Source organism: Salinibacterium sp. SWN248 (genome assembly GCF_015864575.1).
Taxonomy (GTDB): Bacteria; Actinomycetota; Actinomycetes; order Actinomycetales; family Microbacteriaceae; genus Rhodoglobus.
This window is the reverse complement of sequence record NZ_JADYWW010000002.1, coordinates 296,521-312,681: the sequence shown is the minus strand read 5'-3', so window position 1 is coordinate 312,681 and position 16,161 is coordinate 296,521. Positions and strand designations below refer to the sequence as shown.

Here is a 16,161-nt window from a genome sequence, read left to right as displayed (position 1 = left end):
TTGGTAAGACAGGCAGCTTGTCATCAATCATGATCAGCACTTTACCTTGGCCAGTCTTCACGCTTATTGTCATCGCCACGGCAATATTCTTCGCCCACCAACCAACATCTGGACGTTGGGGCGGCCGATACTCGATCAAGCGATTTATTGTTCTAAGCCTGTGGTCGATAGTCGGCGTGACTTTCGGTTCGCTCTGGCCCCAGATAACGATGGGAACTTCAATCGGGAATGTGATTGGGTACGAGCAAGAGCGTACTGTGCTCGGTACGTTCGCCATCTACAGCCCAATCAGCTTCGTAGCCTTTGCGGCAGCGATCACGTTGACCATTCTCTGGGCGAAGCCCACGGTGAACCCCACGGTGAACCCCAACCCGTAATGAAGCTGGTGCGGGTACTGGTTTCAGTTGGAGTTTCCCGGATGCCACGGTGGTGTCTGATTCTGTGGTGCGGTCGCAGTCGGGCCGGATCATTCAGAACAGTTTGTCGGACTCGTGGGTGGCTGATCCGCGTACGGAAACCTCGACTTACACCTTCGATGCTGCTGGTCGTTTGACCCAGGCGGTCATCCCGAGGCATGTGCTCTCGTATGGTTTCGGCGATACCACGTGTGCTGTGGGGGCGAGTGATCTTGCCGGTCGTAACGGTAATCGCACGTCGTTCTCTGATGTCAAGGATGCCGGCACCCCGATCACCACTGATTACTGTTATGACGGGTCTGACCGGTTGGTGTCGACGGCTGTGGCGGGTGCTCCGGCAGGGGCAAACACTCTGCTGTCCACAAATTTGGGTGCGGCAAGTCTGACGTATGACGCGCATGGCAACACGACGAGGTTGGCTGATCAGCAACTGTTCTATGACGGCGCCGACCGCCACATGAAGACGGCGTTGGATGACGGCACCGAGATCAAATATCTTCGGGATGCGACGGGGCGGATCGTGCAACGCACCTTGACCGCGCCGGGTGAGGCGGCAGAGGTTATCCGTTACACGTTTACTGCGGGTGGCCTGTTCGGTGTGTTGGATGGTGCCGGTGCGTTGATTGAGCAGACTCTGTCGTTACCGGGCGGGGTGAGCGTGTCACTCCCGGTGGCTTCGGATGCGAAGTGGTCATACCGGAACTTGCATGGTGACTCGATCATCCTCACCGACCATGTTGGTGTTCGCATCGGTGCGCGAGCTGCGTTCGATCCGTTCGGGCAACCCATCGACCCGGTCACCGGCGACATCGGTACTGAGGTGGCGGATGACGCGGTCACTGACACCTCGCCGGGGGAGGCGGACTACGCGTTCGTGGGGCAGCACCGGAAGTTGTATGAGCATCAGGGTTCGATCGCCACGATTGAAATGGGTGCCAGACAGTATGTTGCCGGACTTGGCAGGTTCTTAGAGGTTGACCCGGTTGAGGGTGGGGTGACGAATGCTTATGACTACCCGGCTGACCCGATCAACCAGCTCGACCTGTCTGGTATGAGTGCTGATTCCGATTCCGGTGGTTTCTGGAGCGTATTCATAGCAGTTGCAGCGACGGTGGCAGTTGTCGCCGCAGGTATCGCCTGTGCGGCAACGGTAGTTTGTGGGGTCGTCGTCGGTGCGGTGATCGGCATTGCCGCAGGAGTCGCAACATACGCCGTCACTACGGACGCAAGCGAGTATTCGGCGATGGGATTCGTCTCAGCGGGCGTGGTTGGAGGTCTGCTGGGCGCGGTTGGCGGAGGTACAGCGAGCATAGGTAGCGGTGTGTTGAAAGTGCTGAATGCCACACGTCGACTTACGCCCGGTGCAGGTAACGTGGCGAGTGTCTCCGCGAGTAGGCCCGCCGCTGCAATTGCTGGGCGAGTGTGGACAAGATCGTGGCAACACACGGCCATCCGTGACCGTTCCAGAAGTGGGTCAGGCTGGATTCAAAACGGTTCGGCTGGTTTTCGGGGGGGCTTCAAAAGGAAGATTCGGTGTATCTTCGAACCTTACATACGGAAACCGCGGGAGTCACTTATACTCCAACCTCCACGTCAACCATTGGGGCCGATTTTAGAATGACTCGTGCTCTGGAGTTTTGGGGTAGTCAGGGCCGAGTTGGTCTCGCCAATTCCGGCCCCTGGCAAGGGCGCTATGTGTTTGTTTATCCAGACACGCTCCCGGAATGGTGGACCGTAGTGGTGCATCCTTCTCCAACACCCGGAATCCCGGGCGACATGCACTTCGAGGGCGATGACATCGTCGACTGGATAGAAACGGAATGGGCTATTGACTGGATCCCATATGGATCTGAAGATGAACAGGCCCTAGAGAAACTTCATTTCGGTTGGCGGCCTCTGTCAGGGCCCGTGCGCTGGCTCAAGTGAAAGCGACCCAACTATTGGAGAGCTGTAGGACCAAATGATTCGAAGGCTCAAGCGAACGCTTACGGTCCGACCCTTCGTCGTTGCCCCTTACGGTCTGCTATTCGGCGCCGCCGCGGGGCTTCTTCTCGCACTCGCAATACTCTTTAGCCGTAGCGTCAACGTTGATATGTTCTTCATTTTCCTGCCGATAGCAATTGTGCTCGCGTTAGTCGTCGGAGGAGTTATGGGCTTGCTTAGTGCGGGAGTTGGACTCGCGGTTCGAGGTGTGCTGAGTATCAACGGCAGGCTGGAGACGGTGTTAGTTTCCGTTGTTTCCGGCCTCTCGGCGCTAGGTGTCGCCGTCGTCGCTATCTTGGTTCTAGGCCCAATCATGGAAATCCAGAGTTTGGTTTGGGTGCCAATTGCTACGGCGTTTATCGGAGCTGTGTGGTTCGCGCTTTGGTCGAACCGTCAACCCGCGCGGGAGAAGCAGACACAAGGCGACCTTCAGGATGGGGATTAGCCTTCTGCTACGCCCAAGCAGGCGAGTGCCCAACTCACACCGCAACCCCTGGCGGTGTCTCCACGAGCAACCCCGGCCCCGCGAGCGAAGCTTCGAGGTCGGCCCTGGTGCCGCGTACGGAGAGATCGGAGTCGGTGGGGATTCTGGCTTCCCAGTTCGCCATACGGGAGCAAGCTGGGCGCCTAGAGCGGGGGCTGGCTGCAACGCAGGCGATACGTAATACTCGGGGGATGGTGGAGCTGTGGTGACTGTCTTGGGGCCCCAATTGATTGAGGTCGGGTTGATGACTGCCCTAGCTGGAGTTGTGATGTTCTTCGCGAGGTATGCGTGGGCTGAATTGGTTCACCGAAATTTGAAGGGGCGCGGAATTCTGTCCCGGTCACGAGAACAATTGGTGCTCATCGCTAAAGTTGGCAGCATTTTGTTTTTCACTCTGGGAGCTTCAGCAACGGTGTTCGGGATGTTACTTGGGGCGTAGCGCCAATTTTCGCACCAAGTGGATTGCGTTTTCGAACCCCTAAAGCTGCTGAACTGCACGCCTCGGCGTAAGAAAGTGTCGATGCGACAATGCCGATTGTGTAGATCCCCCCCCCCCCCCCGTGTGTGTGGTGACCGTTAGCCTGTTCCCTTCGGCGGTGGCGGGTGCTCCGGCAGGGGCAAACACTCTGCTCTCCAGCAGCCTAGGCGCTGCAACGCTGACGTATGATGCGCAGGGCAATACGACCAGGTTGGCTGATCAGCAACTGTTCTATGACGGTGCTGACCGGCATATGAAGACGGTCTTGGATGACGGCACCGTAATCGAATACGTGCGGGATGCGACGGGGCGGATTGTTCAGCGCAGCTCCACCGCACCCGGCGGGTCGCCAGAGGTTGTTCGTTACACATTTACTGCTGGTGGCCTGTTTGGTGTGCTGGATGGTGCCGGTGCTCTGATTGAGGAGACGCTGTCGTTGCCGGGCGGGGTGAGTGTGTCACTGCCGGTGGGTGCGGATGCGCGGTGGTCGTACCCGAATTTGCATGGTGACTCGATCATCCTCACCGACCATGTTGGTATCCGGATTGGTGCACGGGCAGCATTTGATCCGTTCGGGCAACCGATCGACCCGGTCACGGGCGACATCGGTACTGAGGTGGCGGATGACGCGGTCACGGATACCTCGCCGGGCGACGCAGATTACGCCTTCGTGGGTGCACATCGGAAGCTGTATGAACACCAAGGTTCGATCGCAACGATCGAGATGGGTGCCAGGCAGTATGTTGCCGGGCTTGGCAGGTTCCTAGAGGTGGACCCTGTTGAGGGCGGGGTGACTAATGCTTATGACTATCCTGCTGACCCGATCAACGAGCTGGACCTCAGTGGCGAGATGACTGCGGATAGGGCGGAGCGTTACGGAACTAAAGCTCGAGTAATGTTCCAAGCCAATCGACCTCTTCCTCCGTGTACGACTTCGCGATCTTCGGTTTGTGGTCACTTCATTGCCGCACCCCGCCCTGTTCCAGTGTCAGCGGCTCAAAACGATAAGAACTGGGCAAATTTTGGTCTTGGGTTATCCGCGGTAGCAGTAGCCACTGGGGTGGTCTCGCTTGCGCTCGCGGCGACAGGGGTTGGTCTTCCAGTCGCTGCTGTTTTGTACGCAGTGTCTTCGGCCGCAAATTACGCGGCTGTTGCGATTGACTGTGTCCGCGGGAAGACTGGCATGTGTATATTTGGTCTGGCAACAGTGGGTATGGGCTTCGGCCTCGGAGCAGCGGTGCGATCTGCGCCTGTGGGGTTGCGTCAAAGCTTGACAATCGGAGGGATATTCGATGTGCCAATCGGAACGGTCACATCGTTCCAATACCTTCAAGAGTAGGGGGGCAGTTTTGTCTACTAGTGGTCGAGTTGAGTTGTGGCCGGGCTGTTCTGCTCGCCGCTTACATCAGACGATGCGCTCGATCGTGATTTGGAGCGTCGTCTTGATGGCAGTTTCGCTAGCGTTGGTCGTGGCGGGAACTCAAGGCTTTGATTTATTGCTGTACATCGGGCTCGCGAGTTTCGGACTCGGTGCTTTCGCTGCGCTTTGGGTCCAGCTATTGGGATATAACCGAGTGGAAGCAAGAGAAATTGTCGAAACCAGTAAGGGCTATAACACCATCAGTAGCCGTCGATACGAGTTGCCGCTTGTCGACGACCAGACAGGCATTGTGCTGAGAGCGGCTCGTAAATCGCCAGTGGGCTAAGCGTTGCTAGAGCATCGTCAATAGCAACTTCGCATGAAGTATCGCGCCGACGGAGTTCTCTACGCTTCCGAGGCCAAACGCCCAATCCCCACCGCAACCCCCGGCGGCGTCTCCACGAGCAACCCCGTCCCTGCGAATGCAGCCTCGAGGTCGGCGCGGGTTTCGGTGAAGTGTTCCCAGCCTTCGGTGTGGAGGCCGACCACATGGCTAACGCCCAAGATACGGGCGGCTTCTGCGGCATCCGCTGACGTCAAAGTGAGAGGGCCGTTGACCGCAGGGATGCGGGCAGCACCCGCGAACAGCACCGCGATACTGATGTCGGGGAAGCGGTCGGCGATTTGCTGTACGAGCGGCAGGGAGGCGTTGTCGCCGCTGACGTAGATGGTGGGTTCGCCCTCGGCCTGCAGCACGAAACCGGTGACCGGGCCGAGCCGGGCTTCCGCACCGGGAGGGCCATGCAGGGCGGGCACTGCGGTGACGGTGACAGCGCCGACCTCACGAGACTCCCAAGAGTCGAGACCGACAACGCCGCCGCCGAAGAGGTCAGAGCCCGCCTTCATGGTGCTGATCGTCAGCACGCCGGTGGCGAGAAGTTCGAGTCCCTCGTAGTCGAGGTTGTCTTGGTGTTCGTGATGCGACAGCAACACGAGATCGACAGCGCCAACATCCGCTCGGCTCAGTGCTGGACCCGCCGTCTTGGTGAGCGGCACACCGCCCTCGTCGGGGTAGAGCTGTGGGGCATCGAAGGTGGGATCAGTCACGATGCGCAATCCCGCATATTCGAGCAACGCGGTGGGGCCGCCAATGTAGGTCACGGTCAACTTCGACATACTCTGAGACTATGCCCAATCGTCTGGAAACTGCTGCGAGCCCGTACCTGAGATCACACGCCACCAATCCGGTGGACTGGTGGGAGTGGTCTGCCGAAGCTTTTGCCGAAGCGGAACGCCGAGATGTGCCCGTGCTCGTCTCCATCGGCTACTCCACCTGCCACTGGTGTCACGTAATGGCGCGCGAATCCTTCAGCGACCCCGTGCTGGCCGCCTACCTCAACGACAACTTCGTGGCGATCAAAGTCGACCGCGAAGAGCACGCCGAAGTGGACTCCACCTATCTGGCGGCGGCATCCGCCTTCACGCCCAACCTGGGCTGGCCCCTCAACGTGTTCGTCACGCCCGCGGGGCGCGCATTCTTTGCCGGCACCTACTGGCCGCCGACCGCGGTGGGGCAGCATCCGGCCTTCCGGCAAGTGCTCGAATCGGTGACGGATGCGTGGACGGCGCGGCGTGAGCAAGTGGAGACCAGCGGTGCTGCGATTGCCCAGGCGCTCGCCCAAAGCCGCGGTGTGGAGAGTGAGCTCGTCGCCGACTTCGCGCCCGTAATTGATGCGCTCGCTGCCGCCGAAGATCTTGACCATGGCGGATTCGGCGACGCCCCCAAATTTCCGGTCACGCCGGTGTTACGGTTCCTCCTCGATCGCGGTGCCCGCTCCGCCGAACACTCGCCCGAGGCAGCCGGCCTTGCCGACCGCACGCTGACGGCAATGGCGGCATCCGCCCTGCGCGACCCGGTCGATGGCGGCTTCTTCCGCTACTCCACCCAAGCCGACTGGACCGATCCGCACTACGAACGCATGCTCTACGACAACGCCCAACTGCTCGCCGCGTATGCGCTCGCCGACTCGGCTGAGATCGCGACGGGCGTCGCCGAGTTCTTGCGCGACCGGTTGTTGCTGCCCTCAGGAGCATTCGCGTCAGGCCTCGACTCTGAAAGCACCGTCGACGGCAAACGTGTTGAAGGCTTCTACTATTCGCTGGATGCCGCGAGCCGCGCCCGCGTCGAAGCCCCGCCCCGCGACGACAAGATCCTCACCGGCTGGAACGGTCTGGCCATCGAAGCCCTTGCTCTCGCCGGCGCTCGTCACGGCAACCCCGAGTGGATCGCGCTGGCCCGCGGTGCCGCTGACTTCCTGCTTGCTGAGCATGTGGGTGTTGGTGGTGCGGGTGCGGGGCAACGGCTCGTGCGCACCTCGATCGACGGCATCCTCTCCGACGCGGCAGCAACCCTCGAAGACAGCGGGATGCTCGCCCAAGGCCTGCTCGAACTCTCCATCGCTACCGGCGAGGTTCGCTACGCGCTCGCTGCCCGCGACCTCGTCGACGGGGCGCTCGCAGCCGGAGCCGCGGGCTCGGGGAGCTCGCCCTTCGGCCTCCCCGGTGGCAGCGACTCCGTGCTCGCCGCGCAGGGCCTGTCGACCGAAGCTGACATCAGCGACGGAGCCCACCCCAGCGGTCTCAGCGCCATGGCCGCCGCCGCGCACACCCTCTTCGCTCTCACCGGCGACGCCACGTACAGGGATGCCGCCGAGGCTTCCATGAAGCTGGTCGGCCAACTCGCAGCCCAGCAACCTATCTCGTTCGGAACCGCCCTCACCCTCATGTCGGAGCTCGGTGCGCCCTTGCGCCAACTCGTCGTCGTGACGGCAGATGAGGCGGGCGGCGGGGCTGCCGGTGCGGCTGGCGACGCCTCCGACGAGAGCGCCACAGGCGGCGGCGAGCTCACGCGTCTTGCTCACACGCTGCACCGCGCTGGAGGCATTGGTGTTGCGGTCTCGCAGACTCAGGCCGACGCTTTTGCGGCATCCGGTTTCGAGTTATTTGCTGCCCGCACCGCTACCGGCGGCGAACCGACGGCGTACCTGTGTGAAGAGTTCGTGTGCCGCCTGCCGCTGACAGATGCGGCGGCGTTGACGGCACTGCTGGCTTCGCGCTAGCGCTCTAGGCTGAGCCTCATGAAGATCACTAGCGCACGCAAGGCACCACGAAATTGGCACCGGGTTCACGACGATTCCCTCACCACCGGTCAGCGGGCGGCCGATCGGTTGCGCAATTCGATGGGCAGCTGGGTATTCGTTATCGGCTTCCTGGCGTTCATGGGAATCTGGGCGGCGGTCAATTCGCTCACTGCGGCGAACTGGGATCCGTATCCATACATCCTGCTTAACCTCTTCTTGAGCATGCTCGCGGGACTGCAGGGTGCAATCCTTCTCATCTCGGCGAAGCGGCAAGACGGCATCTCTGCGGCGCTGGCCCAGCACGATTACGAAGTCGACGAGGCAGCGAAGCTCGACATTGAAGAAGTATTTGCCCTCAACCAGCAACAGTCGATCGTGATCGCCGAGCTGCACGAGATCCTCAAACGTCTCGATGAAGATCGTGCTGCCTGGATTAGTGTGCGAGAAAAACTTGGTGGAGATTCAACGCCGCCACTGTAGGCGCAACTGTCACGGGCCTAAATCAGGCCCAGCGCCTGCCGCACGTGCACGTACTGCGTGAGGAAAGCGCGTTCATCGAGGCGTTTGCGACGCATCCATGACGTCACTTCGCTGTTGCTTTTGCTCGCGTTGCAGGAACCGCAGGCGGGAACGACGTTGCCCACGGTGTAGCTGCCACCGCGAGAGATGGGCTGAACGCAATCTTTCTGCAGTGCAGAGTCGGTGGCGGCCGTGGCGCAATAAGCGCAGCCGCCCCACTCGCGCTTGAGCGATTCCCACTGCTCGGCGGTGAGATCGTTGTCGGCGGCATCGACCCGGCGTTTGCGGCGTCGGGCAGCACGCGCGCGTCGAGTCTGAGCCACAGCCATAGGGCTAAGTTAGTGCACCGCGGGCCTCAACGGACTGACGACGCTGCGGACGACGACCGCGACTCGCAGTTTCTGCCTGAGCTCAAGCGCGAGTTGGCGTAGAGGCGGCAGCAGCAGCATGCGACCGCCGCGAGCCCCCGCCCGGATTCTCTAGAGTTCCCGGCGTCATCAGCAGCAGTGCGACGCCACCAACCACGGCAGAGGCGACGAGCAGCACGATGAGGGGCGCCGTCCAGTTGCCCGAGATGGCGTGAACGACACCGACCGACAGCGGTCCGAGGGCTCCGAGCACGTAACCGACTCCCTGCACGAAACCGCTGAGCGCGATCGATCCTTCGAAGGTGAGGGTGCGCAGGTTGACCAGCAGCAGGCTCAGCGGAAAGATCAGCGTGCCGATTCCGAGGATGGATACCCACAGCCAGGTCATGACCGATGGCGCCAGAATGAGGCCGAGATATCCGACAACGAAGGCGGCGACGCCCGGGTAGACGAGGTGCAGGGGTTCGCGCATCCGATTCGCGATAATGGGCACAAAAATGGCGGCGGGGATGCCGATGGTCGCGAATAGCGAGAGAAGTTGCCCGGCTTCGGTTTCGGTGCTTCCCGCGGTCGCTACCAGCAGGGGTGGCAGCCACGCGAACATGGCGTAGCCGTTGAAGCTGGAGATGGCGAAGATGAGCGAAACACCCCACGCGATTCGTGATTTCCAGAGGCCACCGATGCGGGGCGTCGGGATTGTGGAGGCGGCATTGGCGGTGTCTCGACTGCGGCGCCCGATAACGAGTGCGATCCACGGGATGATCGCCAGCATGCCTATGAGTGCCCACGAGCCGAGCGACTCACGCCACCCCGTCGCCTGCGCGAGAGGCACTGCCAGCAATGGTGGCACGAGCGCGCCAACGGAGATAAGCGTCACATACAGCGACGTGACGAGCCCGATGCGTCGCGGGAAGTACTTCTTGACCAGCGGCGGCAAAAGAACGTTCGCGATGCCCATGCCGAGGAAGGCAAAGATGCCACCGACGAGCAGACCCGCGAAGGAGAAGCTCGTCGCACGCACAAGCTGACCGCCCACAATCGCTACGAGAGCGCCAAGCAGAATCCACTCGGCGTGCAGGCGACGACTGATCAGATGCATCGTGAGGCCGGCGACAGCGAAACATGCCGGCGCAAGCATACCGAGGATGCCGAGAGCAACGCTGTCGAGCGAAATGTCCCGCTGCACGGCGACAATAATCGGTGACAACGACGCAACCGCTGGGCGAAGGTTCAGGGCGACGAGCAGGATGCCGGCCAGGGCGAGGGGGCCGCCCCAGCGTCGATTCACAGTGGCCAAGCCGGGGCGGCGTCGGACGGGCGGGTCTGCTCGTACCAGTGGCTGGCGCGCATGACTTCGAGGTCGTCATAGCGGCGCCCGGCGATCTGTAGTCCGATCGGGCGACCGTCGGCGGTGAAACCACAGTTCAGTGTCGATGCTGGCTGTTCCGAGAAATTGTAGGGAGCCGTGTAGGCAATGTGGTGCAGCGAGGTTGCGGCATCATTGCTGGGCATCGGCCACTCGGCAGGGAACGCCGCGACGGGCGAGGCAGCAGACAGCACCAGATCGTAGGGCGCGGTGGAGCGCACCGTGCTGGCACGCATCGACTGAATCGTTTGGTAGTGACGCAGTGATTCAACGCCCGTGACTCCCTGACCGGCGAGTACCCAGTCTTGGATGAACGGCAGCACCATCGCTTGACGCTCCGGGCTCAGCGCCTCGAAGTCTCCGAGCGAACGCACGCGCAAGAACATGTCGAGGTCATCGAGATACTCCTCGGTCATGGGCGGAGCTATCTCTGTGATCTCGGCACCGGCGGCAGCAAAGTGGCTGACGGCATCCTGAATTGCAGCAGCAACCTCGGGGTCGGTCGGCAAGCCGGCGCCACCCTCCAAGTGGAAGGCGACCTTCTTGCCGCGCATCGCAGAATCAAGGTCGGGATAGTGGATGTCGCTCCAGTCGAGATCTTGCTGGCCGAGGCTCGTGTAGTCACGAATGTCGGGTCGCGTCATCACGCTCATCATGAGAGCAGCGTCATCGACCGTGCGGGTGAGGGGGCCAGCGACGCGCCCCATGTAGGGCGGATCGACGGCGACGCGTCCAGAGCTGGGCTTGAGCGTGACAAGCCCGAGCCACGTTGCCGGAAGGCGCAGTGATCCGCCGATGTCAGAACCAGAGTGCAGCGGGCCAACGCCCGCCGCCGCTGCAGCACCGGCTCCACCACTGGAACCACCAACAGTCCACGCGGGGTTCCAGGGGCTGCGGGTGATGCCGTGCAGCGACGAGACACCCGAGGAGAGCATCCCGTAGTCAGGCATCACAGTGATGCCGAAAATGACGCAACCCGATTCTTTGAGGCGGGCCGCGAGAGGGCCGTCGGCGGTGGCCGGAGGCGCGTCGAACTTCGCTGCCGTGCCCGAAGGCTGGCTGAAGCCGGCCAGCGCTACGTTCTCTTTGATCGTGGCCGGAACGCCGTCGATGGCGCCCAGTGGTTCGCCAGCAGCCCAGCGCTTCTCGCTCGCCTCAGCCGCAGTGGTAGCCCCCGCGGCATCGATGGCATAAAAACAGTTCAGCTCAGCCTGCTTGGCTTCCGCTCGCTCGAGCACAGCGCGGGTGACCTCCACGGGGGAGATCGCTCGGCTCGCGAAGAGAGAAACAAGTTCAGTAGCGGTCAGCGTTGCCAGCGATGCGGTGCTGCCGGTGGGGGTGGCGGTCATGCGAGGACGCTCCAGTCGAGGTCAGTGGGGAGAGGGAAACGTTCCAGAGTCACGACCGGGGTCGTCACGGTGCGAGCGCAATCAATGGCATCCAGAATGGCGAGACGCATCGCTTCTGCTGCTGCCGTCTGCAAGGCGAAGAGCGACGCTACGCGGCCGCTGCGGTCATCGCCGGCCAGTTCCTTCTTGGACGTAGCGAGCACAAAAATGGTGTCGCCATCGGTGAGCGTGTGCACGGGGTTCAACACCCGAGCGAACCCATCGTGGGCGGTCGTCGCCGTGCGCGACGCTTCCGCCGGATCGAGAATCGCATTCGTCGCGACTACAGCGATGGTCGTGTTGAGTCCCTGCGGCGGCGATGCCGAACGCACCGGCTCGAGGCCAGCCGCCGCGGCTGCAGCTTTACCGCCTGCGGTAGTGGACGCAGCCGTCTGGGGAAGCCACGGCATCCCGACCGCATTCACGACCACGATGGCCCCGACAACGATGTCTCCGTTGTCTCCGGGGAGAGTGACCGAGGCTGTGCCGACGCCGCCCTTGTAGAGTCCGCCGAGCGCGCCACCGGTGCCAGCACCGACGTTGCCGCGCTCAACAGGGCTGAAGGGTGGGCTGGCGGCAGCGGCTGCTGCGGCGTCGTAGCCCATCTGCTCGGTAGGGCGGTTGCCGAATTCTCCACCGCGCCCGAGATCAAAAATTGCGGCAGCGGGAACAATCGGCACCACCTCGTGGGGGAGAGTGCCGACGAGAATTCCGCGCTCATCCTCGGCACACCAGCGCTGAGCGCCCTGGGCCGTAGCGAGCCCAAAAGCACTCCCGCCCGTGAGTACAACTGCATCGACCGTGGGCACCAGCGTGCGTGGATCGAGGGCATCGGTTTCGTGGGTGCCGGGGCCACCGCCTCGCACATCAACGCCGCCGATGGTGTCGGCGTCAGGCAACACCACGGTCACACCGCTGAGCCAGCCATCGCCCTGCTTGTTGACCTGACCAACGCGGATGCCGTCGACATCAGTAATGGAACCAACGTCGCGACGGCCGGCGCCGGCTGCGCCGCTCACGAGCGGGCCCGTCCGGCGAGCTCGGAGATCGACGGTGTCGCACTCACGAGCTTCTGGGTGTACGGGTGAAGGGGATTGTCGTAGACGTCGTCTGTCGGTCCGCATTCGACGATGCGACCATCCGACAGCACCGCAACGGTGTCGCACGCGTGCCGGATAACCCCGAGGTCATGCGAGACGAACAACAGCGTGAGTGCGTACTCGTCGACTAGGTCTGAGAGCAGGTTGAGCACCTGTGCGCGTACCGAAACATCCAGAGCGCTCACTGCCTCATCGGCCACCAACACGCGAGGACGCGTGATGAGGGCCCGCGCGATCGAAATGCGCTGGCGCTGACCACCGGAGAACTGGTGCGGATGACGGTGCATGACATCCGCGTCAAGGCCAACAGATTCCAGCTGGGCAATCACTCGCTCGCGGGACTCATCGCGGCTAACCCCGCGCAGTGGCTCAGCCACGATCTGCTCGACCTTCATGCGCGGATCGAGTGACCCCATGGGGTCTTGGAACACGATCTGCACTTGGCTGCGGAAGTCGCGCAACTCGCGCTCCTTCGCGCCCGCAAGCTCTTGCCCGGAGACCGTGATGCTGCCGCCGGTGGGCTCATCGAGGGCACACATCAAGCGCATCAGCGTCGACTTTCCCGACCCTGATTCGCCGACGATGCCGAAGCGCTGGCCCTTGGCCACATCGAAATCAAGCCCGCGTAGACCGTGCACGACGGGCGGTTTGCCGAAGAGCTTGCCACCACCGCGGCGCTTGTACTGGCGCGTGAGGTCGCGCACCCGAATCAGCGGCTCGCCCTCGATTTCGTTAAAGATGATCCGCTCATCCGGGTCGGTGCGGCGCTGGTGAGGGATGACGAAATCGAGCGTGCTTGCTGACGCCGGAGTGGCGATGGTCGGCTCCACCGGGGCGGTCGGAGCAGCAGGCTCCTCCAGCGCAGCGGCGAGCTCGGCAGCGGTGGGAAGCGTGATCGCACTGGTCGCAATCGTGTGCAGGCGACCCCGCTCATCCACGACAGAAAGGTTCGACGCGGCGATGAGTGCTTTCGTATACGGATGCTGCGGGTTGGTGATGACCTGCTCCACCGTTCCGTCTTCCACAATGTCGCCCTTGTACATCACGAGCACGCGCTCGCAGACCTCAGCGACCACTCCGATGTCGTGGGTGATGAAGAGGAGCGAGGTGCCGCGTTCGGTGACGAGCCCCTCGATCAGGCGCAGTACTTCTGCCTGCACCGTGACATCCAGAGCGGTGGTCGGTTCGTCGCACAGCAGCAGCTGGGGGTCGTTGGCCATCGCCATGGCGAGCATGACGCGCTGGCGTTGACCACCCGAGAGCTGGTGGGGGAACGCGAGCGCGGCTTCGGCGGGCTTCGGCAGCTTCACTTGCGCCAACAGTTCTACGGCGCGGGCGGCGGCAGTCTGGCCGGAAGGCACCGTGCGGTGCTGGGTCATGATCTCGGCAACCTGCGCGCCAACCTTCATGAGCGGGTTCAGTGCGGTCATGGGCTCCTGAAAGACCATGGCCATGGTGTTGCCGCGCAACTGGCTCAGCTTCGATTCGGAGGCGTGTACGAGATCTCCGTGGCCGCCGGCAAGGTGAATCTCGCCATTGGCTGCGAGCGTCTCGGGCAGCAAGCCCATGACGGATGTTGCGGTCAGGGACTTGCCGGAACCGGATTCTCCGATGAGTCCGACGCGCTCTCCGGGGGCGATGTCGAAGCTGATGCCGTGCAGTAGCTCGGCGAAGGCGGAGTTGACGGTGAGGTTGCGAACGCTGAGCGTCGGTTCGATGGGGGAGTCTGTCGTGGTCATCGTTTTACCTGCATTCTGGGGTCGAGCCGGTCGCGTAATCCGTCACCGAGGAGGTTGAAGCCGAGCACCGCAATCGCGATCGCGATTCCGGGCCAGACGACCAAGAGCGGTTGAACGTAGAGGTAGCCCTGGGCGTCTTGCAGCATGCGGCCCCAGGAGGGGGTCGGCGGGGTGGTGCCGAGGCCGAGGTAGGAGAGGGCTGCTTCGGCAAGCACGGCGATGCCGAAGGAGACGGATGCTTGCACGATAAGAATTCCGGAGATGTTGGGCAGCACGTGCTTGACGCCCACGAACCAGCCGTTTTTTCCGGAGGCTTTGGACGCCTGCACATACTCACGGCTCATCACCTGTTGAGTGCCACTGCGGGCGATTGAGGCGAAGGATGGCGCTGAACCGATGCCGAGCGCGACCATCGCGGTGGTGGTGTTTGCTCCGAAGACGGCACCGAAGATGATGGCGAGCAGCAGGGCGGGGAAGGCGAGCAGGATGTCGTTGCCGCGCATCATGAACTGGTCGAGTCGTCCTGGGTTCATGCCAGCGACGATTCCGAAAGGAACTCCGAGTACAGCCGCAATGCCGACGGCGACGATTCCGACGATCAGTGAAATTTGGGCGCCACGAAGGATCGAGCTGAGTACGTCGCGACCGAAGTTGTCGGTGCCGAGGAGGTGCTCGGCACCGGGCGGAAGCAGAAGTTCTCCGGGAAAGACACCTTCGGGGTCGAACGGAGTCCAGAACGCAGAGAGCACTGCGGCAAAGACGATGAGCCCGATCAGGATGATGCCGACGACGAGGTTGCCGTTGCGGCGTTTGCCCGAAGGAATGGCGTTTTTGCGCAGGCGCGGGGCTGCGGGAGCGGGAGTGGTTGTCGTCATGATGCGCTCCGGAGTCGGGGGTCAACGATGGTGTAGGCGATGTCGATGAGAAGGTTGAGCAGCAGTACGAGGGCCACGAGAACCATCACAATTCCTTGGATGCTTGGCAGGTCGCGCAGGGCCACCTTGTCGAGCAGGAGGCTGCCGAGGCCGGGGATCGCGAAGACGCGTTCGATGACGACGGCGCCAATCAGCAGCGAGGCAATTTGAAGGCCGAGCACGGTCATCACAGGAATGGCGGCGTTACGAAGGCCGTGTCGCATGAGCGCACGGTTGGGGGCGAGGCCCTTGGCGCGGGCGGTGCGAAGGAAGTCCTCGCGCATCACCTCGAGTACCGACGAGCGAACGTAGCGGCTGAGCACTGCGCCCTGCACCGAGCCGAGCGCGATGGCCGGAAGGATGAGGTGCTCAAGGAACCCGACGAAGTCTTCTCCCGGGTCGTCCCAGCCTCCAGCCGGCAGCCATTTGAGCTTGACGGCGAAGAGCGCCACAAGAAGGATTCCGAAGAGAAAGCCGGGGATCGAGATTCCGATCTGGCTGATGCCGGAGATGATCACGCCGTCGGCTTTGTTCTGGCGAACGGCCGAGAGGATGCCCATGGGGATGGCGAAGAGCAGCGCGAGGATCACGCTGGAGATCACGAGCACTCCGGTGATGGCAAGAGCGTCGCCGATCTGGGGCCCAATTTCTTGACCCGACACCGTTGAGGTGCCGAAGTCGCCGATGAGGAGGTGTCCGAACCAGTCGAAGAACTGAGCGTAGAGGGGGCGGTCGAGGCCCATGAGTTGCTCTTGGGCGGCGACTTGAGCTTCGGTGGCGTCGATGCCGAGGGCGACGCGCGCCGCGTTGCCGGGGAGGATCGACAGCATCAAGAAGGTGATGATGGATGCCGCCACCAGAGTCGCAGCAAAGATGCCGATTCGGCGGGCGATGGTCAACAACATG

At 62.4% G+C, this 16,161-nt stretch carries 15 protein-coding genes; 7 read left to right on the top strand and 8 right to left on the bottom strand.

Annotation, left to right across the window (positions count from 1 at the left end; all coding sequences use genetic code 11):
- Positions 1-17: 17 nt before the first annotated feature.
- From I6E73_RS11395 to I6E73_RS11375, 5 genes are all read left to right on the top strand, one after another.
- Positions 18-377, top strand: a complete 360-nt coding sequence (locus I6E73_RS11395) for a hypothetical protein (RefSeq protein WP_197125690.1) — start codon at positions 18-20, stop codon at positions 375-377.
- A gap of 118 nt (positions 378-495) precedes the next feature.
- The gene (locus I6E73_RS11390) at positions 496-2,037 is read left to right on the top strand and encodes an RHS repeat-associated core domain-containing protein (RefSeq protein WP_197125688.1); all 1,542 of its coding nucleotides are present in this window, start codon (positions 496-498) and stop codon (positions 2,035-2,037) included.
- A gap of 339 nt (positions 2,038-2,376) precedes the next feature.
- The gene (locus I6E73_RS11385) at positions 2,377-2,844 is read left to right on the top strand and encodes a hypothetical protein (protein WP_197125686.1); all 468 of its coding nucleotides are present in this window, start codon (positions 2,377-2,379) and stop codon (positions 2,842-2,844) included.
- A 728-nt stretch (positions 2,845-3,572) separates the two neighbouring features.
- Complete coding sequence (locus I6E73_RS11380) at positions 3,573-4,700, top strand: hypothetical protein (protein ID WP_197125684.1); 1,128 nt, start codon at positions 3,573-3,575, stop codon at positions 4,698-4,700.
- Positions 4,701-4,773: 73 nt separating this feature from the next.
- Positions 4,774-5,067, top strand: coding sequence for a hypothetical protein (locus I6E73_RS11375; RefSeq protein ID WP_197125682.1), 294 nt, complete (start codon positions 4,774-4,776; stop codon positions 5,065-5,067).
- A 59-nt stretch (positions 5,068-5,126) separates the two neighbouring features.
- Here I6E73_RS11375 and I6E73_RS11370 read toward each other — a convergent pair whose 3' ends face one another.
- Entirely contained in the window at positions 5,127-5,897 is a 771-nt protein-coding gene (locus tag I6E73_RS11370; RefSeq protein WP_197125680.1) for an MBL fold metallo-hydrolase, read from the bottom strand.
- Positions 5,898-5,908: 11 nt separating this feature from the next.
- On the opposite strand from I6E73_RS11370, the gene I6E73_RS11365 reads away from it, so the two are divergent.
- Positions 5,909-7,840, top strand: coding sequence for a thioredoxin domain-containing protein (locus tag I6E73_RS11365; RefSeq protein ID WP_197125678.1), 1,932 nt, complete (start codon positions 5,909-5,911; stop codon positions 7,838-7,840).
- Between the two features lie 18 nt (positions 7,841-7,858).
- Positions 7,859-8,341 carry a DUF1003 domain-containing protein gene (locus I6E73_RS11360; RefSeq protein ID WP_197125676.1) on the top strand — a complete coding sequence of 161 codons (483 nt, stop codon included), beginning with the start codon at positions 7,859-7,861 and terminating at the stop codon, positions 8,339-8,341.
- 17 nt (positions 8,342-8,358) lie between these two features.
- Here the strand turns inward: I6E73_RS11360 and I6E73_RS11355 are convergent, their stop codons facing one another.
- From I6E73_RS11355 to I6E73_RS11325, 7 genes are all read right to left on the bottom strand, one after another.
- Positions 8,359-8,709, bottom strand: coding sequence for an HNH endonuclease (locus tag I6E73_RS11355; RefSeq protein WP_197125674.1), 351 nt, complete (start codon positions 8,707-8,709; stop codon positions 8,359-8,361).
- Positions 8,710-8,791: 82 nt separating this feature from the next.
- Positions 8,792-10,036 (bottom strand): CynX/NimT family MFS transporter, encoded by a 1,245-nt coding sequence (locus I6E73_RS11350; RefSeq protein ID WP_197125673.1) that lies wholly within the window; start codon positions 10,034-10,036, stop codon positions 8,792-8,794.
- Positions 10,033-11,463 (bottom strand): amidase, encoded by a 1,431-nt coding sequence (locus I6E73_RS11345; protein WP_197125664.1) that lies wholly within the window; start codon positions 11,461-11,463, stop codon positions 10,033-10,035. The genes I6E73_RS11350 and I6E73_RS11345 overlap by 4 nt, the downstream gene beginning before the upstream one ends.
- The gene (locus I6E73_RS11340; RefSeq protein ID WP_197107597.1) at positions 11,460-12,521 is read right to left on the bottom strand and encodes a P1 family peptidase; all 1,062 of its coding nucleotides are present in this window, start codon (positions 12,519-12,521) and stop codon (positions 11,460-11,462) included. The genes I6E73_RS11345 and I6E73_RS11340 overlap by 4 nt, the downstream gene beginning before the upstream one ends.
- On the bottom strand, positions 12,518-14,341 hold the full coding sequence (locus I6E73_RS11335) for an ABC transporter ATP-binding protein (protein ID WP_197125660.1): 1,824 nt from the start codon (positions 14,339-14,341) through the stop codon (positions 12,518-12,520). The genes I6E73_RS11340 and I6E73_RS11335 overlap by 4 nt, the downstream gene beginning before the upstream one ends.
- Entirely contained in the window at positions 14,338-15,216 is an 879-nt protein-coding gene (locus I6E73_RS11330; protein WP_197107593.1) for an ABC transporter permease, read from the bottom strand. Before I6E73_RS11330 ends, I6E73_RS11335 begins: the two co-directional genes overlap by 4 nt.
- Positions 15,213-16,160 carry an ABC transporter permease gene (locus I6E73_RS11325; RefSeq protein WP_197125658.1) on the bottom strand — a complete coding sequence of 316 codons (948 nt, stop codon included), beginning with the start codon at positions 16,158-16,160 and terminating at the stop codon, positions 15,213-15,215. Before I6E73_RS11325 ends, I6E73_RS11330 begins: the two co-directional genes overlap by 4 nt.
- Position 16,161 lies beyond the last annotated feature (1 nt).